Below are 21,120 nucleotides of genomic sequence, written 5' to 3'. Positions count from 1 at the left end.
CGCGGTGCTTCCATGCGGATCGAGATCGAGCGCGTCGCGAAGCGGTTCGGCCCCGTCAACGCCAACGACGACGTGTCGCTGACGATCCAGGCGGGCGCCGTCCACGGGCTGCTCGGCGAGAACGGCGCCGGCAAGAGCACGCTGCTTCGCATCCTCGGCGGGCTCCTCCGCCCGGACGCCGGTCGCCTTCGCTTCGACGGCCGCCCGATGGCGCTCGAGAGCCCGGCCGACGCCCTCGCCGCCGGCGTCGGCGTCCTCCACCAGGAGCCGCTCGACTTCCCGCCTCTCACCGTCCTGGAGAGCTTCCTCGTCGCCCGGCCTCGCGCCGCGCGCGCGGGCGGCGGCGCGCGCTCGCTCCTCCCGGGCCGCGGCCGCGCCGCCGGCGTCTTCCTCCCCCGCCGCGCGGCGCGCGAGGAGCTGCTCGCGCTCGCGGCGCGGTTCGGCTTCTCCGTCGACCCGGACGAGCAGGTCGCCCGGCTCACCCTGGGAGAGCGCCAGCAGCTCGAGCTCCTGCGGCTCCTCTCGCTGGGCGCCCGCGCGCTCCTCCTGGACGAGCCCACGACGGGGATCTCCGGGGCGCAGCAGGAGGCCCTGTTCTCCGCGCTGCGGCGGCTCAAGCAGGACGGCAAGGCGATCGTGCTCGTGTCGCACAAGCTCTCGGACGTCGAGGCGCTCTGCGACCGCGTGACGGTGCTGCGGCACGGCAAGGTGGCGGGCGAGGCGGAGATGCCGGCCGGGGCCGCGCGCCTCGTCGCGCTCATGTTCGGCAAGGCGCTCGCGCTCCCGGAGCGGCTCCCGACGGCCGGCGACGGGGTCGCTCTCGCCCTCGAGGACGTCGGCTTCGGCGATCACCGGCTCGACCTGCGCCTCGCCCGCCTGGCCGTCCGCCGCGGGGAGGTGATCGGGCTCGCGGGCCTCGAGGGGAGCGGCCAGCGCCTCCTGCTGCGCGCCTGCGCGGGCCTGCTCGGGGTGCGGCGGGGCCGCGTCGCGATCGGCGGGGCCGACCTGACCGGCCGCCCCTACCCGGCCTTCCTGCGCGCCGGCGCGGGCTACCTGCCCGCGGATCGCCGGCGAGAGGGCCTCATCGCGGGCCTCTCCATCGAGGAGCACGTCGCGCTGCGCGCGCCCCGGCCGGGCGTGTTCCTCCGCCCGCGCGAGATCCGCCGCGCGGCCGAGCGGGCCATCGAGGCGTTCCGGATCCACGGGCGGCCCGAGACCCTCGTGGAGGCGCTCTCCGGCGGCAACCAGCAGCGCGCCCAGCTCGCGCTCCTCCCCGGCGACCTCGCGCTGCTTCTCCTGGAGCAGCCGACCCGGGGGCTCGACATCGCGTCGGCGCGCTGGGTCTGGGAGCAGCTCCTCGCGCGGTGCCGGGCCGGCACGGCGCTCCTGTTCGCGTCGTCCGAGCTCGACGAGCTCATGCGCTACAGCGACCGGATCCTCGTGTTCAGCGGCGGGCGCGTCTCGCCGCCCGTCAGCGTGGCCGATCTCACCCTGGACCGGCTCGGCCGGATGATCGGCGGCGAGCTCGACGAGCCCACGCCGGCCCCGGCGGAGCCCGCGGCGCCTGCGAGGTCCGATCCATGAGCCCCGAGCCCGCCGACCGTTCCGGGTCCAGCGCGCCGCGCTCCCCAGGGGTGCGGCGCGCGCGGGCGGCGTGGCCCGGCGAGGTCGTCTCCCGCCTCGCGCCGCTCGCCCTGGCGCTCGCGCTCGTGGCGGGCCTGTGCGCGCTCCTGGGCGCCTCGCCGGCGGCGGTGGCCGCGGCCCTGTGGGAGGGCGCGTTCGGCTCGGCGGATCAGGCGGCGCGGGTGCTCGCCACCCTGGCGCCGCTGCTCCTCTGCGGCAGCGGCCTGCTGTTCACATTTCGCGCTGGGCTGTACCACCTCGGGGTCGAGGGGCAGCTCGTCCTCGGCGCCCTCTGCGCCACGGGCGCGGCGCGCGCGCTGTGGCCGGGCCTCCCCGCGGGGCTCGTTGTCGCGCTCTGCGTCGCCGCGGGGGCGCTCGGCGGGGTGCTCTGGGGCGCGCTCACGGGCGCGCTGCACACGCGCGGCCGGGTGAGCGAGATCTTCGCGGGCCTCGGCATGAACTTCGTCGCCCAGGGGGTGGTCCTCTACCTCGTCTTCGGGCCGTGGAAGCGGCCCGGCGTCGCGTCCATGGCCGGCACCGAGCCGCTGGACAGCGCGCTCTGGCTCTCCACGCTGGGCGGCACCGAGCTGAGCCCGGCCGCGCTCCTGCTCGCGGCGCTCGCGCTCGTCGGGACGGCGTTGGTGCTCGGGCGGACCCACTTCGGGCTCCGGTTGCGGGCGGTGGGGCTGAGCCCGGAGGCCGCGCGGGTGCTCGGCGTCCCGGCGGCGCGGGAGATGCTCGCCGCGTTCGCGATCTCGGGCGCGCTCGCTGGCGTCGCCGGCGCGCTGCAGGTGCTCGGGACGTTCCACCGGCTCCTCCCGAACGTCTCGAGCAATCTCGGCTTCCTGGCGCTGCTCGTGGTGATGCTCGCCGGCCGGCGCGCGGCGCTGGTCGCGCCGATCGCCCTGTTCTTCAGCGCGCTCAACGTCGGCAGCCTGAAGCTCCCGATGACGCTCGGCCTGGAGTCCTCGCTCTCGGGCGTGCTCCAGGGCGTGCTCGTGCTGCTCGCGCTGCTGTCGCCCTGGAAAGCGCGCGTGGGGCGCGGCGGCGGCCGGCCGGAGGAGGCCTGATGGACGACGGCGGCGAGCTCCTCTCGCTCCTGGCGACAGCGCTCGCGGCGTCGACCCCGCTCGTGTACGCGGCGGTCGGCGAGACGCTGACCGAGCGGGCCGGGGTCATCAACCTCTCGGCCGAGGGGTCGATGATGCTCTCGGCGATGGTGGGCTTCGCGGCCGCGCTGACGACCGGGAGCGTCCTCGCCGGCTTCGCGGCCGCGGCCGCGACCGGGGCGCTCGTCGCGCTGGTCGTGGCGATCGGCGGGATCCATCTTCGCCGCTCGCAGATCGCGATCGGCTTCGTGCTGGCGATGCTCTGCGCGGATCTCTCGTCGGTGCTCGGGGGCCCGTTCGTGCGCGTGCCCGGGCCGACGGTGCCGGCGATGTCGATCCCGGTGCTGCGGGACGTGCCGATCCTCGGGCCGCTGTTCTTCCGGAGCGACCCTCTCGTGTACGCGAGCTACCTGCTCGTCGCCTGCGCCTGGGTATTCCTGTACCGCACGCGCGCGGGGCTCCTGGTCCGGGCCGTGGGCGAGCAGCCCGCGGCGGCGCACGCGCGCGGGGCGCATGTGACGCGGGTGCGCACGGCGGCGACGCTCGTCGGCGGGGCGCTGGTGGGCATCGGCGGCGCGGCGTACTCGCTCGACTTCAAGGCGGGCTGGAGCCACCGCCACACGGCGGGTTACGGCTGGATCGCGCTGGCGATCGTGATCTTCGGCGGCTTCGATCCGGTGCGTGCGGCGCTCGGCGCGTGCCTCTTCGGCGTGCTCTCGTCGATGGCGAGCCTCGGCCAGAGCGCGCTGCCGTCGGTGCCGGCGCAGGTCTTCAGCGTGGCGCCGTTCGCGCTGATGATCGTGGTCCTGGTGCTCACCTCGAGCGGGCTCCTGGAGCGCCTCGGCGCGCTGCTGCCCGACGCGGCGCGCCGCCCGCTCCTGCGCGCGTTCGACGCAACGCCCCCCGCGGCGCTCGGGAAGCCCTACCCGGCGGCGGCGGCCGGCGCGGAGGAGAGGCCGCGCGGCGCGGATCAAGGAACGAAGTAGCAGATCTCGAGCCAGGGTCGGTCGCTCTGGAGGGGGTGGTCGCTCGACCTGTACGACGTGCGCCCGTGCGGATCCTCCTCGACGAGGAAGCCGTGGTTCGGGGCGGAGCCATCGACCCACGTCTGGACGAGGCCGGTCAGATCGGCGGTCATTTCATAGGGGCCGGCCCAGGTCAGGTCGGCCTCGACGGCCTCGTCGTAGCTCGCGGCGAAGCGGTTCCAGGTGACGGCGTCCTCGCTCCAGGGCGCGGTGATCCGGTGGATACGGACGCGCTGATCGCCGGCGCCGTAGGCGACAACGCCGAAGTCGGCCGAGGTGACGGTGGCGCCGGCGGGGATGCTGTCGAGCCCGAACCTGTAGAGCGCCTGCTTTCGGAGGCCGTGTGCGGAGCCCGAGTCGTTGTAGGGGATGCGGCCGTCGCCATAGTCGGGGAACGCTTCCCAGATATCGGCGTCCGCGACCTCGCCGGCGGTGCCTCGCTGCACGGTGACGCACGCGTCCACGCACGCGTCGCCGGTGCCGTCGCCGTCGCTGTCGGTCTGGTCCGGGTTCGCGGCGGCCGGGCAGTTGTCGCAGGCGTCGCCGATGCCGTCGCTGTCGCTGTCGGTCTGGTCCGGGTTCGCGGCCGCGCCGCAGTTGTCGACAGCGTCGCAGACGGCATCGCCGTCGCTGTCGCCGCGCGGACACGGGTCGCAGGCGTCGCCGATGCCGTCGGCGTCGCTGTCGGCCTGGTCCGGGTTGTTCACGTTGGCGCAGTTGTCGCAGCCCGTGCCCAGGCCCGGCGCGACGCCGTCCCCGTCGTGGCTCCCGAGCGACGTCAGCCCGCGGTTGTAGCCGTCGCAGACGTCACGATCGCCGCACGGAAACGTACCGGAGACCGCGTCGTGCAGGCACATGAACGACGAGCCTTCGGTCCCATCGAGGTGGATGCGCGCGAAGCCGACGAGCAGATTCTGGCCCCCGGCGATATCGACCCGGACATCGTTGCACGTCGCCGGATTGTAGAGGGCGAGCACCTCGGGCTCGGTGAACCTCCTCTGGAGCGTCGTTGTGCCGCATTCACAGCCGTTGACGCTCGGGATCGTGTCGAGGTGGACCCCGTTCAGGTACAGCGAGAACTCGGCGTCGCCGCAATCGGCGTGGTTGATGATGAGCGTGATCGCGGTCGTCGCCCCGGACGCCGTCCCGGGTAACGCAGCAAGCACGAGGAGGGAGAGGCAAGCGCGAGCGGCGCTTGTACGGATGTGTCGCATGATCAACCTTATATCCCTCCTTTTCACGGTATACAATGCTCCTGGCTGGGCCAGGCGTGCGCGTGTTCACGCGTCGGGCGCGGGGGGGTTGGGTCGGGGTCCGGGGGTGCCGGTCGCGCGCGGGGCATGTGCGTCGCGGCTTTGCGATGATGCCTCTTTCGTGTGGGCGTGGCGCGCGTTCAGCGATGTACACGTCGCGCCCCACGTGGTCCTCGTCCACGTAGAGGGACATCGAGTCGCCTTCCAGCCACGCGTCCGGCTGCGACCTGGTGAGCGCTTGCTCCGGGCTGAAGCCGATGTACACGGCGTAGATCAGCGACTCCGCAGGCGCGGAGTCGTCGATGACATCCGACGTCCGGACGAGGCGCTCGACGGTCGGCCTCAGGCGTAGGAAGCCCTCCGAGACGCTGGCAGCGATCAGCGCGAGGGCCGCCCGATGCGGTGCCGGATCGCGTCCTGGATCTCGCCCGGAAGCGAGCGCAGGTACTCGTCCGGGAAGGCGCGCAGCGCTTCGTCGGAGAGCGCCAGCAGCTGATGCGCGGGCGTCAGCCCGGCCAGCCGCTCCTCCGGAGCCAGCCCGGCCAGCCGCTCCTCCGGCGTCAGCCCGGCCAGCCGCCGCTCGATCGGCAGCGAGTCGAGCAGCTTCTGCAGCATCTCATCGTAGCCTTCCAGCTCCTTCACATCTTGCATCGTACCCTCCTTCGCCGGTTTCACCCACTGCTGCAGCCACCGCCGCGCCTCCACGCTGAGCACCGGCCGATGGCTGAAAATCCTCAAGAAGTCGTCCTGCTCCGCCTCCGCCACCTCGTCCGTGACGACAAGATAGGTCGCGTACACCGCGCCGTCGATCCGGCCGTAACCTCCGCCCAGGCGCGCCAGCGACCAGTCCATTTCGGCGAGCTCCCGGACCAGCGTGCGCGTAACGCTCGCGACCACGAGGACCAGCGTGAGCTCGCGATAGCCCGACAGCCGCTCGATCTGAGCCACATGATGCTGCACGCCGTAGCCCCACAGGCGCAGGAGATCACCGCGGCGAAATGCGGATCGGGCAGGGCTCTTGTACTCGAGCAGCGTGTCCGTTCCGAGCAGAGGCCACAGCCCGCGCAGCACCCTGGCCTCGCCTCCCTCGTGCGGCGAACCCTCTTTTCGCAGCAGCAGCATGTCCGCGCGCTGCGGCTCGACCGTGAGCTGAACCTCGAGCTGGACGGAGATGTTCGAGGGCGCGCGGGCGCGAACCAGGTTCGCGAAGCCCAGTTGCCACAGGTTCCGAGATGTCGTTGCCATGAAAGGACATCCAGAGGACGCCGGAGAGCGGCGCGCGAGATTGCGCGCAGGCTGCCGCTGCGGGGCAGCGGGTCGACGTCGTTGATGGGTTCCGGGCAGAGCGACCGCGCGGTCTCGGAAACGACGCGCGGCCAGGATCAGCTGATGCCCATGGGCGCGCCGCCCTCGGCGACGAACCGATCGGCGATGTCCACGAGGAGCGCGTCGGTGGCGGGCTTGCTCTTCACGGTGACCTGCGTCTCGTCGGCCAGGAGCACGAACGAGCCGACCACCTTGCCGTCGAGCCGCACCTCGTGGCTCCCTCCGGGCGGAGCGGGGGCGACCTCGTAGACCTTGCCGTCACGTGCCTTGATCTTCATGCCCTAGCGGTAGCACGCGACGGCCGCGCGCGGCGCACACCGCGCCGCGGCGTGCGAGCGCGGCAGCGTCCCCGACGGCCGGCGGGGCGAGAGACCCTCCACCGCGGGCGGGTTGCGCGGTAGGATGCGACCGCGCCGCGCGCGAGGAGTATGCACCGTGCCGAGATTCGAACTGGTCCTGATCCCGTCGCTCGCATCGGCGAGGCGGGGCTCTGCGCGGAAGCGTCCCGGGGGAGCGTCATGACCGCGGCCTCCTCGCAGCGCACCGAACCACGGACCTACGCAGCGGGCCCCGCGCTCGACGTCGATTGCTGATGCCGATGCCAGAGTCTGGCCAGCCCCCGGAGGCCGGCGGCGGGTGGATCGTCCTCGGCGTCCTGAACGAGATCCTCCTCAAGCTCGCGAGCCAGCCGGATCTGAGATCGCTCTGGGAAGAGGTCTGCTCGAGCGCGCGCTGGATCGTCCCGTCCCAGCGGCTCTGCGTCGTGCTCGGCAACGACGGCGGCGGCGCGCGGATCGCGGCGCGGTACGAGCGCGACAACTTCGAGTACGGCGCGCCCGAGGGCGGAGGCGTCGTCGTGGACGCATGGATGGTCGCGGCGCTGGAGGCGCAGCGCGCCGCGTGGTTCAAGGGGCCGTGGGCCGAGGCGCGGGAGGCGGACAGCGCGCGCGCGTGGCTCCTCGCCGACGACCCCGACGTCGTCTTCCACGTCCCGATCCAGGTCTACAAGAAGACGATCGGCACGATGCTCTTCGCCCTGGAAGACCAGCGCCAGATCGACCGCAAGGCGCTGGCGAGCGCGACCACGTACGCGCTCTACGTCGGGGCGACCTACACGATGCTCAAGAACTCGCTCGACCTCGCCGCCGCGAGCGCGCAGCTGCGCGCGCAGAACGAGGAGCTCGAGCGCGTCCAGCTCGAGCTCAGGCGGCAGCTCGACCGGGCCCGCGCGCAGCACGAGGCGATGCTCGAGATGTCGACGCCGCTCATCCAGGTGTGGGACAGCGTGCTCACGCTGCCCGTGATCGGCACGATCGACGGCGTGAGGGCGGCGCGCATGATGGAAGAGGTCCTCGGCGCGGTCGTCCAGCACGCCGCCCGCTTCATGATCGTCGATCTCACCGGCGCGCACGCGACCGACGCCTCGACGATCGAGCACCTCCTCCGGCTCTTCGCGGCGACGAGGCTGCTCGGCAGCCAGTGCATCGTCTCCGGCGTCCCGGCGGGGATGGTCGAGCACATCGTGGAGGCCGGCGGCAGCCTGGACGGGATCCCGGTGTTCAGCACGCTGAAGAGCGCGCTCGAGCACGTGATGGGCGCCCTCCGGCCGAAGCCGCGGTAGCCGCCTCCGGCCGCCTGCGGCAAGAGCGCCCGGATCGGAGCGGCGCCTGCCGCGCGCGGCGCGTAGCTCCCCGTGATAGGCCCGCCGTCGCACACAGGAGCGTGACAGATGAAGCTCGCAATGATCGGACTCGGAAGGATGGGCGCCAACATGGCGCGCCGGCTCATGCGCGGCGGCCACGAGGTCGTGGCGTTCGATCTGAACCAGGACAGCGTGAAGCAGCTCGGCGAGGAGGGCGCAGGGACGGCCTCCTCGCTCGGCGAGGTGGTGGCGCAGCTCGCATCGCCGCGCGTGGTCTGGGTCATGCTCCCCGCGGGCGCCCCGACCGAGCACGTCATCCAGGAGCTCGGCGAGAAGCTCGGCGCGGGCGACGTGATCATCGACGGGGGCAACACCTACTTCAAGGACGACGTCCGCCGCGCCGCGGCGCTCGCCCCGAAGGGCATCCGCTACGTCGACGTGGGGACGAGCGGCGGCGTGTGGGGGATCGAGCGCGGCTACTGCCTCATGGTCGGCGGCGCCCCCGAGACGTTCGCCCTCGTCGAGCCGATCCTGCGGACGCTCGCGCCCGGGCCGGGAGACATCCCGCGCACGCCGGGCCGGCGCGCGGCGCAGAGCACGTCGGAGGAGGGCTTCCTCCACTGCGGCCCGGTCGGCGCCGGCCACTTCGTGAAGATGGTCCACAACGGCATCGAGTACGGCCTCATGCAGGCGTACGCGGAGGGGTTCGACATCCTGAAGAACGCGGCCACCGAGCGCCTGCCCGAGGAGCACCGGTACGCGCTCGACCTCGGCGAGATCGCCGAGGTCTGGCGGCGGGGCAGCGTGGTGGGCTCGTGGCTGCTCGATCTCACGGCGATCGCCCTCGCCGAGAGCCCGGAGCTCGGCGGGTACAGCGGCTTCGTGCAGGACTCCGGCGAGGGGCGCTGGACCGTGATGGCGGCGATCGAGGAGGCGGTGCCCGCCGAGGTGCTCTCCTCGGCGCTCTACGCGCGCTTCCGCTCCCGCCACGATCACACCTTCGCCGAGAAGGTCCTGTCGGCGATGCGCCACAAGTTCGGCGGGCACCTGGAGCGCCCGACGGGGGGCTGAGCGGCGCTCCCGGCCGCCGTTCGAGCGACGAGCCGGGGGCGCGCTCCCCGTGCGCCCGGGCGCGTCGCTCCGCCCGGGAACCTCTCATCCTCCTGGAGAGGCTCACAAAATGGTTGTAAATTATTGAAATGATTCTGTTTTAACCGGTATCACCGGTCCGGAAGCTCTCCGGTAGATCGCTCTCCTCGGGCTGCGCTCGCTGCCCCGAGGCGAGGAGCGCCTCGGCCAGGAGCATCGCGTCGACCGGCCAGAGCTCGGGCGGGCGCCGGTGCTTCGCCCCTGCCTCGGGGAGCGGGCGGCAGGTGAGCACGAGGCGGCGGAAGCGATCCGGGACCGCGTCCCGGCCGTGCGCCGCCCCGAGCAGCGCGCCGGCGATCGCGGCGTTCGTGTCGGTGTCGCCGCCGGCCATCACCGTCGCGATGAGCCCCTGCTCGAGCGAGGGCGCGTGGAGGAGCTGGTAGAAGGCGTTCTGCAGGGCGATGAGGACCCAGCCGGCCTGGTGCGAGAAGCTCCGGGGCGGCGCGCCGCGCGCGGCCTCCAGCGCGGCGAGGACCGCGCGCTCTCCGCTCCGCTCCGCCTCGGCGCGGCCGGTCGCGAAGGCGCCCTCGACGCCGGCGCCCCCCACGGCGGCGGCGATGGCGGCGACGAACGCGGCGGAGGCGGCGCAGCAGACCGGGTGGGGGTGCGTGAGCGCGCTGTCGTCGCGCGCCCAGGCCGCGGCCTCCTGCGGGCGGCCCGCGCCGAGGATGCCGAGCGGCGCGGCGCGCATCACCGAGCCGTTCGCCTCGCTGGTCAGGCTCGCGGCCGCCCTCGCGCGGTCGCGGCGCGCGCCGGGCGAGGGCGCGGCCGCGGCGGCGGAGAGGGCGGCCGCGGTGGTGTTGCCGATGTCGAACGGGCGGGAGCCGTACCAGTGCACGTAGGCGTCGAGCGCGGCCTCGGCGACGAAGCCGCGCTTGCGGACGATCGACCGCGCCAGCATGAGCGCCATCTCGGAGTCGTCGGTCGGCTGCCCGGCGAGGGTGTTCCACGTCCCGCCGTCGGCGAGATCCTGGACCCCGCCCGGATACAGGAGCTCGATCTGCTCCGCGGTCCGGAACTCGACGAGCGCGCCGAGCGCGTCGCCCGCGAGCTGGCCGAGCAGGCAGCCCTGGGCCCGGGAGAGCGCGCCGGCGCCCTCGATGAGCAGGCTGCGGGACGGGCGCAGGAGGCCGTACGTCCCCTGCGGCGCCGGGATGCGGCCGTGGATGACGGCGTTCCACGGGCGCCGCGCGAGCTCCTGGACGACCGCGGGGGCGCCGCCGAACAGGCGGCAGATGTCGCCCTCGCCCTGCGCGGTGTACGCGATGGGCGCGCCGTCGTCGTCGACGAGCTCGCCCCCCGCGGCGCGCACGAGCGCGTGGCCTGCCGCGTAGTCCCAGCTGCGAGGCCGGCTCAGCGAGACCGCGGCGACCCCCTCGCCGACCGCCGCCAGCGCGAGCCGGTAGGCGAGGCTCGGGAGCGAGAGGAACCGCGCGGGGGCGACGCACCGGGCGTTGCGGGCCGGGAGGTAGTCCGCCGACTGCGAGAGCAGCACGACGGCGTAGCGATCGAGCGTAGCGCCGGCGAGCGACGACGAGACGGGGGCGCCGTTGCGCCGGATCGGCCCGGTGCCCTCCGCCCAGGCGATGAGGTCGCCGCGGTCGTCGGGGTAGGCGTACGCGAAGACGACGCCGAGCACCGGCGCGCCCTCGCGCAGGAGGCCGATGGAGACCGAGGCGCCGCGGTAGCCGTGCAGGAACGACGCGGTGCCATCGTTCGGATCCACGATCCAGCGGTGCGACGGGTCCGCGCCGTCCAGGGCGCCGGTCTCCTCGCCGAGGAACGCGTAGGGGGTGGCGCGGGTGAGCGCGGCGCGCAGCAGGAGCTCGACCTCCACGTCGGCGTCGGCGTGCGTCCCGGCGCCGCGGGGGCCCCCGGGGCGGTGGAACTCCGCGCGGAGGAGCGAGCCCGCGCGGCGCGCCGCCTCGACGGCTAGCGCGAGCTCAGCGTCGTAGCCCATGCCGGTCCCGTGGCTCCACGCGAGGCAGCCTAGGCCAGCTCGGAGCGCCGGCACCGGCCGGCGTCGAGCGCGTCTCCCGGAGGCGGGGCGCCGTAGCTGCGCAGGTCGGCGACGGCCGCGTCGACCTGCGCGACGATGGTGCGGGCGTGGTCGAGGAACGCCGCGCCGGCCGGCAAGAGGCGCATGCCGCGCGCGGTGCGCTCGAACAGCTGCGCGCCGAGCTCGTCCTCCAGGCCGCGGATCTGCCGGCTGAGGGGCGGCTGCGCGATGTGGAGCCGGCGCGCGGCGCGGCCGACGTGGCCTTCCTCGGCGACGGCGATGAAGTAGCGGATCTGCGACAGGCTCACGCGACCGATTCTACTCGAACGCCGCCCGGGCGAGGAGCCGCGCGCGGGCGCCCGAGATCAAAACGGTATTGGATGGGCGCGCGCTGCGCGCGCATACGCCTCGCATGAACGTGGACATCCTCCGGCCTCACGCGTGCGAGGCGATGCGGCGCGCCGGGCGCGCGGCCGCGGCGACGCTGGCCGCCGTCGGGGCGCGGCTCCAGCCCTTCGTGACGACCGCGGACATCGACCGGTGGGTGCGCGAGGACACGGCGCAGCGAGGCGGCCGCCCGAGTCAGCTCGGATACAAGGGCTTCCCTGCGGCGGTGTGCACCAGCCGGAACCACGTCGTCTGTCACGGGATCCCGCGGCGCGACGAGGTGCTCCTGCCGGGCGACATCGTCAACGTCGACGTGACCACGGAGCTCGACGGCTACCACGGCGACACCTCGGCGACGTTCTTCCTCGGGGAGCCGAGCGCCGAGGCGCGGCACGTGGTGGACGTCGCCCGGCGGTGCCGGGACGCGGGGATCGCGGTCGTGCGCGACGGGGCGCGGCTCGGCGACATCGGCGCGGCGATCGAGGAGCTCGCGCGGGCGGAGGGGTGCAGCGTGGTCCGCGAGGTCGGCGGGCACGGCATCGGGCGGAAGATGCACCTGCCGCCGCACGTCGCGCACACCGGCGTGCGCGGGGCGGGCATGCGGCTCCGCGCCGGGATGGCCATCACGATCGAGCCGATGGTCAACCTGGGGTCGCACAACATCCGCACGCTCGACGACGGGTGGACCATCGTCACGGAGGACGGCAGCCTCTCGGCGCAGTTCGAGCACACCGTGCTCGTCACGCGGGACGGCTGCGAGATCCTGACGCGCTGAGGCCGGCGGGCGCGGGGCACCGGCGCGCCGCGCGCTGGATCGCGCCGGCCGCTGCGGCGTCACACCCCCTTGGTCACCCAGGCCCACACGAACTCGCACTCCATCGGCGTCGCGCCGCTGTCGTCCGTCACGGTGACGGCGACGGTCACGTCCCCTTTCGGCTGGTCCAGGAAGGACTGCCGCTGCTCGGGGGACAGGGTCGCGACCGCGCGCAGCCCGCCCTGGGCGCGGCGCTTGTAGTCGACCTTCATGCTGCGAAGGAGCGGCAGCTTGTCGTCGGGCAGGTTGACGGCGACGACGAAGCCGGTCGCCGTCTCGGCCAGGAGCCCCGCCGCCGCCGCGTGCACGCCGCCGATGTGGTTCCGCACCCTGCGCCCGTTGGCGAGCCGCAGCGCCACCCGGTCCGAGCCCACCTCGTCGAACTGGATGCCGGCGGTCCCCGTGAACGGCACCATGCGCTGGAACAGCACGGTCTGCGCGCGAGAACGCAGGAAGGACGGGAGCACCTGGAGCGGGGCGAGCGAGCGGGCGATGAGGTTCGGCTTGGTGGACATGGGGGGCCTCCGAGGGCGCCGAGCTTAGCGCATCCCGGGTCGGCGCCTCGCTCGCGGCGCGGGCGGCGCGCGGATCCCGGGGCAGCGCCGCCGCCGTCGTGCCTGCGCCGGCGGCGCGGACATCGCGGCGGCCGGCGCCCTCCTCGGCCGAGGAGGGCGAGCGGGGGCGCGAACTCCGCGGCTCACGGCGCCGCGGCTTGTGTAAGGTGGCGCCATGTCATCGCATCGAACGATGCTGCTCGGGGTCGCGGTCGGCGCAGCGGGCGGACTGACGGCGAACGCGGTCGCGGCGGGCTCCCCGGCGCTCACCTGGATCGTCGATCACATCACCTATCCGGTGGGTCAGATCTTCCTGCGCCTGCTGTTCATGCTCGTGCTCCCGATCCTGTTCTCGGCGCTCGTCATGGGCATCTGCGAGCTCGATCTGAAGCACGTCGGCCGGCTCGGCCTGCGGACGCTGGGCTACACGGCCGTCGTCTCGACCATCGCGGTGCTGATCGGCCTGGTCCTGGTGAACCTGATCCGCCCGGGCGACGGTCTGCCCGAGGCGGTCCGGGGCCTCGCGCACAGCGGGGTCAAGGCGGCGACCGCCCCGGTCGACACCTCGCCGGTGGGGATGATCATCGCGATGGTGCCCGACAACGTCGTCAAGGCGGCGGCCGCGGGCGACGTGCTCGCCGTGATCACGTTCTCGCTGCTCTTCGGCCTCGCCCTGTCGCTCACCCCGACCGAGGGGGCGACGCGGCTCCGGGAGTGCATCCAGGGGCTGTTCGACGTCTCGATGCGGCTCATCGAGGGGGTGCTCCGGTTCGCGGCGATCGGCGTGGGCGCGCTGCTCTTCACGATCACGTCGCGCATGGGCATCGGCATCATGCAGCAGCTGGCGGCGTACGTGCTCACGGTGCTGCTCGGCCTCGGGCTGCACATGTTCGTCGTGTACTCGCTCTCGGTGCGCTTCCTCGGCGGGATGTCGCCGATCGCCTTCTTCCGCGGGAGCCGGACGGCGATCGTGACGGCGTTCTCGACGGCCTCGTCGAACGCGACGCTGCCGACCTCGCTGAAGGTGGCCGAGGAGGAGCTGAAGCTGCCGTCGTCCGTGGCGCGCTTCGTGCTGACCGCCGGCGCCGCGATGAACCAGAACGGGACGGCGCTCTTCGAGGGGGTGACCGTGCTGTTCCTTGCGCAGGTCTACGGCGTCTCGCTGACCTTGGGGCAGCAGGCGATCGTGATGCTCATCTCGGTGCTCGGGGGGATTGGCACCGCGGGCATCCCTGCCGGCTCGCTCCCCGTCATCGCGATGATCCTGGGTCTGCTCGGCATACCGCCCGAGGGGCTCGGCCTGGTCCTCGGGGTGGACCGTTTCCTCGACATGTGCCGGACCGTGATCAACGTCGTGGGGGACCTGGCAGCGGCGGTGTACGTGTCGCGGGATCAGCACCCGAAGCCGCAGGAAGAGGCCGGTGCGTGACCGGGCAGGGCCGGCGCGCAACGCTCGAGCCACCACCCCGTCACGTCCGAGCTTCGGGAAACAAAAAGGCGCCCGGCCGAGGCTGTGCCCCGGCCGACGCGCCGATTCGAGAGGAACGCTCACGCGATCGTCAGGAGAACGACCCGTGTTCCGACCGGTAACGACCGCTGACCGTTGTCGTGGCGTAGGCCGAACGGTAGTCGGTCACGAGCCAGACCAGGCCGACGGCCACACCCGACACGAGGTAGAAGTTCCTCGCCGAGGCCGCCGCATCGAAGCTGAACAGCCACGGCGCCGCGACGAGGAACACGGCGACCGCGGCCTCGAGCGCTCCGTGGACCGGGAACGGGATGATCTTGGCGGCGCCCAGCGGATACGCGGTGAGCAACGTCATGCCGACGTGCACGGCACCCAGGATGTAGCAGAGCGTCTCGGGGAGCCCGCCGAAGCCGAACAGCGAAGGGGCCAGCAGGAACAGCGCCGCAACAGCGTAATCGATATACCCATGAACTCGAGGCGACAGGATCTTCATGACCGACTCCTTGCAAACCACACGTTGTTTCGAGTGCCTTCGTCGGTCTGTGGTGCTGCAAGGCGCATGCCGCAGAGCGCCCCGGCGCAGAGGGTCGCCCTCCGCAGCGAGCTCAGCGGCCATTCCATCATTCCATCGCGCAGAGAGGGATTGTCAGACGGCCTGTGCTTGTGCGCTGCGGCGGCGCTGGGGACAACGCGCTCCGGGACACCCGGACGCCGCTGCCGCCTCATGGCCCGTCACCATGAGATCTCTTCGTGTGGCACATTGCCCCGACATGCGCCCACCCGCCACATGACACGGTGTTTCTGGGCGCTTCGTGTCCTCGGCGGAGAAGGCGTGTTGTGCCGACTGTCCAGCGCGCTCGCCCGGCGTCCCGGGCCCGGATCCCCGGGAACGCCGGCGTAAGGGGCGCCCTTAAGGAGCTTGTTCCAGGAAGCCCACGAGCGCGTCCCGGTACTTCTCGAACGCCTCGATCTGCGGCATGTGGCCCACGCCGGGGAGCTCGACAAGCTTGGCGCCGGGGATCGCCTGCGCGGTCTTCTTGCCCAGCGTCGTGTAGTCGCCGAGCGCGTCTGCGGCCTCCTTCGGCGCCCACGCGCGGCCGAGCGCCGTCCGGTCCCTCAGCCCGATGACGAGCAGCGTGGGCGTACGGAGGCGCGGCAGCTCGTAGACGACAGGCTGGGTGAAGACCATGTCGTACGTGAGCGCGGAACACCAGGCGACGCGCGGGTACTCGGGGTGCTCGGTCCATCCCGCCTGGATCTCGATCACGCGCTCGTACTCGGGCTTCCACGCGCCGTCGTAATAGCTCTTGCGCTGGTACTCGCGGATGCTGTCGCGCGTCGCCTCGAGCTCCTGCTTGTACCAGGCGTCGACGGAGCGATACGGGACCACCGTCTTCCAGTCCTCGAGGCCGATGGGGTTGACGAGGATGAGGCGCTCCGTCCGCTCGGCGAACATGAGGGCGAAGCGCGCGGCGAGCATGCCCCCCATCGAGTGGCCGACCACGGCTGTCCGCTGCACGCCGAGGGAGTCGAGCAGCGCGCGCGTCATCTCGGCCAGCCCGTGGAAGCTGAACTGATACGCAGCGGGCTTTGTCGATTTGCCAAACCCGATCTGATCGGGCGCGATGACCCGGAAACCCCGCTCGGTCAGCGCGCGGATCGTCGGCTCCCAGTACGCCCCGGCGAAGTTCTTGCCGTGGAGGAGGAGCACCGCGCGCCCGTTCGGCTTCTCGGGCTGCACGTCCATGTACGCCATGCGGAGCTTCTGGCGCTGCGACTCGACCTCGAAGTACCGGACCGGATACGGATACGCGTACGACGTGAGCTCCGGGTCGAGGCCGGCCGCGGGCTGCGCCGCCGGTGGCTCGGCGGGACGCGCGGCCGGCGACCCGGCCGACCGGGGCTCGACGCGGGAGGCCGGCGCGCAGCCGGACGCGGGGAGGAGCGAGAGGAGGAGTGACGCGAGGACCGGGGTGAGCGCGAGCGTTCTCAACAGGGGACCTTCCAGGTGATGTGTCAGGACGACGATGCGATCCGCGACTCCTCGGAGGATCGGCGCGGGCCTTTCGAGGGCCGGATCGGCGCGCGCCACCGGCAGGCCGGGACGCCGGCCGTCACTTCGCCGGCGGGGGCAGGAGCTCGGGATCGACGCGCGTCTCGAAGAGGTTCATGCGCCAGTCGAGGTGCGCTCCGTTCGTGCGGCCGGTCATGCCGACGGTCGCGACGACCTGACCCTGCTTGACCTCGTCGTTCACCTTCGCGGCGAAGCCGTGAAGATGGATGAACGTGGAGGTCAGTCCGTGGCCGTGATCGATGATCAGGGTGTGACCGCTCAGCGGAAGGTTCTTCTCGACGAATACGACCTTGCCGCAGGCGGGCGCGCGCACCGGCGTTCCGACGGGAGCCGCGATGTCCACGCCCCAGTGGATCCCGCCGTCGGTGCCGTTGAGCAGGCGCGGCTGGCCGTACCGCGAGGTGATCGGCCCCTTCGACGGCCAGATGAAGCCGCTCTTGTAGCAGTTCTTCTTCGTGTACTTGCTCCGGATGACGTCGAGCTTCTTCTCGGCCTGCGTGAGCTTCACGCGGGTCGCCATGTCGAGCTTGACCGTGTTCTCCGGCAGGTTGTCGACCTTGTCGACCTCGAACGTGCGCTGTTCCACGTCGAAGACCTTCTCGAGCACCTGCCCGTCGTCGAACGTGATGGTCAGCTTCTCCTGCGCCGGCGCGTTGCGCGAGAAGGCGATCAGGAACTCCCCCTCGTCGCTGACGGTCACGCGATGGCCGGGGAACGCCATCCGGCGCAGCTTGCCGTTCAGCTTGGCGCGCAGGAGCCCTCCCTGGACGGCGCGCCCCTCGACCGCGAGCCGGCTTTCGTCGGCCGCGGCTGGCCCGGCGTCGGCCGCACCCGCGCTCGCCGCCGGGGCCGCTCCCGTACCGCCGTCGACCGCGGCGGGCGCGGCCCCGGCATCGGCCGTCGCGTCCGTCGGGGCCGGCGCGCTGGCCGAGGCGAGCGGGGCGGCGGCGGCGTCCGCTGCCGGATCGGCGGAAGCCTGGGCCCCCGCGGCGGGCGAGCTCGATGGAGCGCCGCGATCACAGGCGGCGATAGTGAGCAAGCTTACGACAATGGCGGGAACGCGCATGCCCGCGATCGTGCCAGAGTTTGCGTACCTCGACGAAAAAATGTGGAGGTTGGCCATGCCGGCATGCGCCGGTGCGAACGACCGGAGGGCCGCCGCCTGGCGCCCTCGCTCGCGTCGGCGAGCGTGAGGAGCGGGGCCCGCGGCGGCCCTGCGAGGCCGCTCAAGGCGAGCGTGGCGTGGCGGAGCGGAGGGGGGCGGCGGGGATCAGTTGTCCACGCGAGGGGTGGTATCGTGGCGCGGCTGCGGTCGCGCCTGGGGGCGCGGCTGCCCCTGCGGCTGCCCCTGCGGCCGGCCCTGCGCCTGGGGGCGGGCGTGCCCCTGCGGCTGCGGCCGGCCCTGCCCCTGCGGTCGCGCCTGAGGCCGGCCCTGCCCCTGAGGCCGGCCTTGCCCCTGCGGCCGGCCCTGAGCCTGAGGCCGGCCCTGCCCCTGCGGCAGCGACGCGGGCCTGGGATCGGGCTGGAGGCCGGGGAGTCCGGGGATGGAGAGGAGCGGGAGGCGCTTCTGGATGAGGCGCTCGATGTCGGCGAGGAACGGGCGCTCCTCGCTGTCGCAGAACGAGAGCGCCACCCCCGACGCCCCGGCGCGCGCCGTGCGGCCGATGCGGTGCACGTAGCTCTCCGGGATGTTCGGGAGGTCGTAGTTGATCACGTGCGAGATGTCGTCGATGTCGATGCCCCGCGCCGCGATGTCGGTCGCGACGAGCACGCTCGTCGTCCCCTGCTTGAAGCTCGCGAGCGCCCGCTCGCGGGCCCCCTGCGACTTGTTCCCGTGGATGGCGACGGCCTCGATGCGCGCGCGGCTGAGCTGCTGGACCACGCGGTTGGCGCCGTGCTTGGTGCGGGTGAACACGATCGCCCGGCGGAGCTCGGGATCCTTGAGCACGTGCTCCAGCATCGCCCGCTTGTCGGACCGCTCGACGAAGACCACCCGCTGGTCGATGTTCTCGGCCGTCGTGGCGATCCGCGCGACCTCGACCCGCACCGGGCGGTTCAGGATGCTGTCGGCGAGCTTCTGGATGTCCGGCGGCATCGTGGCCGAGAACAGCAGCGTCTGCCGGCGCGCGGGCAGCATCGCGAGCACGCGCCGGATGTCGTGGATGAACCCCATGTCGAGCATCCGATCGGCCTCGTCGAGCACGAGCATCTCGAGCCGCCCGAACGGGGCGACGCCCTGCGAGCAGAGGTCGAGGAGCCGGCCCGGCGTCGCCACGACGACGTCAACGCCGCGGCGCAGCGCCTCCATCTGGGGGCGCTGCCCCACCCCGCCGAAGATGACCGCGGTCCGCAGGCCGAGGTGCTTGCCGTACGTGGTGAAGCTCTCGGCGATCTGCGCGGCGAGCTCCCGCGTCGGGGTGAGCACGAGCACGCGGAGCCCGCGCTGGGTCGGCGTGCCGCCCTGCGCGAGGCGCTGCAAGATCGGCAGGGCGAACGCGGCGGTCTTGCCCGTCCCGGTCTGCGCGCACCCGAGGACGTCGTTGCCCTCGAGGATGGGCGGGATGGCCTGCTGCTGGATGGGGGTCGGGGTGCTGTACCCCTCGGCCTCGACGGCGCGCAGCAGCGGTTCGATGAGCTTGAGATCGAGAAATTGCATGGACATCGGGCTCGTGGAGAGCCCCTCCTGAGCAAGGGCTGAGAGCGCCGCGGCACCGCGCCCTCCTTTGCAGAGGGTTCGATCACGGAGAGCTGCCGCCTTGCGCCTCCATGAAAGGAGGCTGCGAGGCCCACATGACAGCGACCGAGCACCGCGACCCGTGCCAGGTCAGTCCGAGGCCGCGACTCTAGTACGGTGTGGTGAGGAAGTCGAGGGCGACCACGAGCCCAGCAGCGGGTCGTTGCGCCGTGCGACGCGGCCGGCGCGACCGACGTGACGACCGGCCCCGCGCGCGCGGATCGGCGCCGCGCTGTGCGCGGAGCGGGTTCCGTGCGCTCGTCGCATCGTGCTACACCGTCGCCCGAGCCGGGGGACGGCAGCTCGCGTGCGCCCGCGTCGCCTCGCATCTTTCCTCCCTTTCGCAGCACCGCAGCACGCCAGCAGCACTCCATGGCCGAAACCGCCGAAGCCTCGAAACCGCCGGCCCAGGCCGGGCACTCCGCTCCGCGGCACCCCGGCGTTCCGCAACGCCGCTCGCGGCTGCGGCGCTGGGTCCTCGGCTCCGTCGCCGTCTCGGCGCTCGCCGGCGTCGGGATGTGGATCGCGGTGCACCGCATCCCGTGGATGGGCCCGCTCGTCGCGAACGGCCTGCGCTCCGTGATCGGGGCCGAGAACGTGACCGCGCTCGAGGAGACGGCCTACAGCGCCGAGGATCGCGTCCACCGGCTCCTTCGCAGCAACGAGCCGCCGAAGACGTACTGGGAGGTGCCCGAGCAGGCGCCTGCCGCCCCCGCCGCCTCGGCGAACGCCGCGGTCGCCTCGGCGGTCGCCCCGACGGTCGTGGCGGCGGTGTTCCGGCCGAAGGACGTCGGCCCGTCGCACGCGGCGTGGCCGGCTCCCGGCGATGGGCGGTGGGTGCCCATCGGGGATCGCGCTCGCCCGGGCGATCCGCCGCGCCTCTACAAGACGCTGATCCACCCGGATCCGCACCGCTCCTGGGCGGAGCTGTTCGTCGTGGCGGTCGATCTCGCGGGGGTCGACGTCCACCTCATGGCCGGCTCGCGGGAGCCGGCGGCGACGACCGAGGAGGGCAAGACCTACGAGCGGCTCGCGAAGATCCCGGAGGCGCATCACGAGCGGCTGCTCGCGGCGTTCAACGGCGGCTTCATGACCGAGCACGGCCAGTGGGGGATGCGGGTCGACGACGTGACCCTGGTGCGCCCCCGGGACAACGGCTGCACCCTCGCGCTCCACCGCGACGGGCGGATGCAGATCGCGCCGTGGACCCGGATGGCCGCCGACGAGGGCGGCATGCGGTGGTGGCGCCAGACGCCGAGCTGCATGGTCGACGAGGGCGAGCTCCACCCGCTGCTCCGCGCGCCCGAGGTCCGCAACTGGGGCGCCACGCTGGACGGCAACACGGTGATCCGCCGCTCCGCGGTGGGGCTCGACCGCGACGGCAAGGTCCTCTTCGTCGCCATCAGCAATCACACGACGGCGGCCGCCATCGGGCTCGGGCTGCGCCATGCCGGCGCCTCGGCCGTGGCGCAGCTCGACGTGAACTGGTCGTACCCGAAATTCCTGAGCTACGAGCCCGGCGAGGGCGGAGCCCTCGCGCCGGTCGCGCTGGCGAGCGGCTTCGAGTTCTCGGAAGACGAGTACATCCGCAAGCGCTCCCTGCGAGACTTCTTCTACCTGACCCGCAAGGCCCCCGCGCCCCCCGCCGCGACGCCGTGACCCCTCGCAGCGCGCGGCGGTCCCCTCCGGACCGGGCCTCGCGCTGACGAACACGGCGGCCGGAGCTCGCGGGGCGCAGCCCCGCAGCGGCCAACCTGCCTGTGCCGAGCTCCTTCCAGGCGAGCTCCCCGAGGCTCATTGCGTCGAGCGCTCGACTTTTGCCACACGACAAGCCTCTTTACGAAGCGTGACTCTTTACGTTCAACGCGCCTCATTTTCCGGACTAACTTCGACAAAAGCAGCGGTATCCGCGATTGACAGCGCCAGGGAGTTCGATAGGTAACGACGCCTCACGGTGGACCCC

Annotated in this window: 18 protein-coding genes; 8 read left to right on the top strand and 10 right to left on the bottom strand. The window is 72.8% G+C overall.

Annotated features, from left to right (window positions below; genetic code table 11):
• The first annotated feature begins 12 nt into the window (after positions 1-12).
• The 3 genes from WMF36_RS18900 to WMF36_RS18890 are packed head-to-tail and all read left to right on the top strand — an operon-like array spanning position 13 to position 3,718.
• Positions 13-1,584: an ATP-binding cassette domain-containing protein gene (locus tag WMF36_RS18900; RefSeq protein WP_437581012.1), complete on the top strand. Its 1,572-nt coding sequence runs from the start codon at positions 13-15 to the stop codon at positions 1,582-1,584.
• Positions 1,581-2,693, top strand: a complete 1,113-nt coding sequence (locus WMF36_RS18895; protein ID WP_437581011.1) for an ABC transporter permease — start codon at positions 1,581-1,583, stop codon at positions 2,691-2,693. The genes WMF36_RS18900 and WMF36_RS18895 overlap by 4 nt, the downstream gene beginning before the upstream one ends.
• Positions 2,693-3,718, top strand: a complete 1,026-nt coding sequence (locus WMF36_RS18890) for an ABC transporter permease (protein WP_437581010.1) — start codon at positions 2,693-2,695, stop codon at positions 3,716-3,718. The genes WMF36_RS18895 and WMF36_RS18890 overlap by 1 nt, the downstream gene beginning before the upstream one ends.
• On the opposite strand, the gene WMF36_RS18885 is transcribed toward WMF36_RS18890, so the two are convergent.
• From WMF36_RS18885 to WMF36_RS18875, 3 genes are all read right to left on the bottom strand, one after another.
• Positions 3,703-4,971 (bottom strand): DNRLRE domain-containing protein, encoded by a 1,269-nt coding sequence (locus WMF36_RS18885; protein ID WP_437581009.1) that lies wholly within the window; start codon positions 4,969-4,971, stop codon positions 3,703-3,705. The genes WMF36_RS18890 and WMF36_RS18885 overlap by 16 nt on opposite strands.
• Positions 4,972-5,388: 417 nt before the next feature.
• A complete protein-coding gene (locus WMF36_RS18880) occupies positions 5,389-6,132 on the bottom strand; it encodes a hypothetical protein (RefSeq protein WP_437581008.1) in 744 nt (247 codons plus the stop codon).
• A gap of 260 nt (positions 6,133-6,392) precedes the next feature.
• On the bottom strand, positions 6,393-6,614 hold the full coding sequence (locus tag WMF36_RS18875) for a hypothetical protein (RefSeq protein ID WP_437492658.1): 222 nt from the start codon (positions 6,612-6,614) through the stop codon (positions 6,393-6,395).
• A gap of 314 nt (positions 6,615-6,928) precedes the next feature.
• On the opposite strand from WMF36_RS18875, the gene WMF36_RS18870 reads away from it, so the two are divergent.
• Entirely contained in the window at positions 6,929-7,957 is a 1,029-nt protein-coding gene (locus WMF36_RS18870; RefSeq protein WP_437581007.1) for an STAS domain-containing protein, read from the top strand.
• A gap of 108 nt (positions 7,958-8,065) precedes the next feature.
• Positions 8,066-9,049, top strand: a complete 984-nt coding sequence (gnd, locus tag WMF36_RS18865; protein WP_437581006.1) for a phosphogluconate dehydrogenase (NAD(+)-dependent, decarboxylating) — start codon at positions 8,066-8,068, stop codon at positions 9,047-9,049.
• Positions 9,050-9,188: 139 nt separating this feature from the next.
• On the opposite strand, the gene WMF36_RS18860 is transcribed toward gnd, so the two are convergent.
• Positions 9,189-11,087, bottom strand: a complete 1,899-nt coding sequence (locus WMF36_RS18860) for an inositol monophosphatase family protein (RefSeq protein ID WP_437581005.1) — start codon at positions 11,085-11,087, stop codon at positions 9,189-9,191.
• Positions 11,088-11,116: 29 nt separating this feature from the next.
• Entirely contained in the window at positions 11,117-11,434 is a 318-nt protein-coding gene (locus WMF36_RS18855; RefSeq protein WP_437581004.1) for a LysR family transcriptional regulator, read from the bottom strand.
• 104 nt (positions 11,435-11,538) lie between these two features.
• Between WMF36_RS18855 and map the strand changes: the two genes are divergently transcribed.
• Positions 11,539-12,288, top strand: a complete 750-nt coding sequence (map, locus tag WMF36_RS18850; protein WP_437581003.1) for a type I methionyl aminopeptidase — start codon at positions 11,539-11,541, stop codon at positions 12,286-12,288.
• A 59-nt stretch (positions 12,289-12,347) separates the two neighbouring features.
• Here map and WMF36_RS18845 read toward each other — a convergent pair whose 3' ends face one another.
• Positions 12,348-12,842 (bottom strand): hotdog fold domain-containing protein, encoded by a 495-nt coding sequence (locus tag WMF36_RS18845; RefSeq protein WP_437581002.1) that lies wholly within the window; start codon positions 12,840-12,842, stop codon positions 12,348-12,350.
• A gap of 214 nt (positions 12,843-13,056) precedes the next feature.
• On the opposite strand from WMF36_RS18845, the gene WMF36_RS18840 reads away from it, so the two are divergent.
• A complete protein-coding gene (locus WMF36_RS18840) occupies positions 13,057-14,310 on the top strand; it encodes a dicarboxylate/amino acid:cation symporter (protein WP_437581001.1) in 1,254 nt (417 codons plus the stop codon).
• 130 nt (positions 14,311-14,440) lie between these two features.
• Here WMF36_RS18840 and WMF36_RS18835 read toward each other — a convergent pair whose 3' ends face one another.
• From WMF36_RS18835 to WMF36_RS18820, 4 genes are all read right to left on the bottom strand, one after another.
• A complete protein-coding gene (locus tag WMF36_RS18835) occupies positions 14,441-14,842 on the bottom strand; it encodes an SPW repeat domain-containing protein (protein ID WP_437581000.1) in 402 nt (133 codons plus the stop codon).
• 417 nt (positions 14,843-15,259) lie between these two features.
• A complete protein-coding gene (locus WMF36_RS18830; protein WP_437580999.1) occupies positions 15,260-16,342 on the bottom strand; it encodes an alpha/beta fold hydrolase in 1,083 nt (360 codons plus the stop codon).
• 121 nt (positions 16,343-16,463) lie between these two features.
• Positions 16,464-17,462, bottom strand: coding sequence for a M23 family metallopeptidase (locus tag WMF36_RS18825; RefSeq protein WP_437580998.1), 999 nt, complete (start codon positions 17,460-17,462; stop codon positions 16,464-16,466).
• Between the two features lie 231 nt (positions 17,463-17,693).
• Positions 17,694-19,085 (bottom strand): DEAD/DEAH box helicase, encoded by a 1,392-nt coding sequence (locus WMF36_RS18820; protein WP_437580997.1) that lies wholly within the window; start codon positions 19,083-19,085, stop codon positions 17,694-17,696.
• A 444-nt stretch (positions 19,086-19,529) separates the two neighbouring features.
• Between WMF36_RS18820 and WMF36_RS18815 the strand changes: the two genes are divergently transcribed.
• The gene (locus WMF36_RS18815) at positions 19,530-20,816 is read left to right on the top strand and encodes a hypothetical protein (protein ID WP_437580996.1); all 1,287 of its coding nucleotides are present in this window, start codon (positions 19,530-19,532) and stop codon (positions 20,814-20,816) included.
• The last annotated feature ends 304 nt before the right edge of the window (positions 20,817-21,120 follow it).

Source organism: Sorangium sp. So ce887 (assembly GCF_051521455.1).
Classification (GTDB): domain Bacteria; phylum Myxococcota_A; class Polyangia; order Polyangiales; family Polyangiaceae; genus Sorangium.
This window is presented reverse-complemented; position numbering and strand designations above follow the sequence as displayed.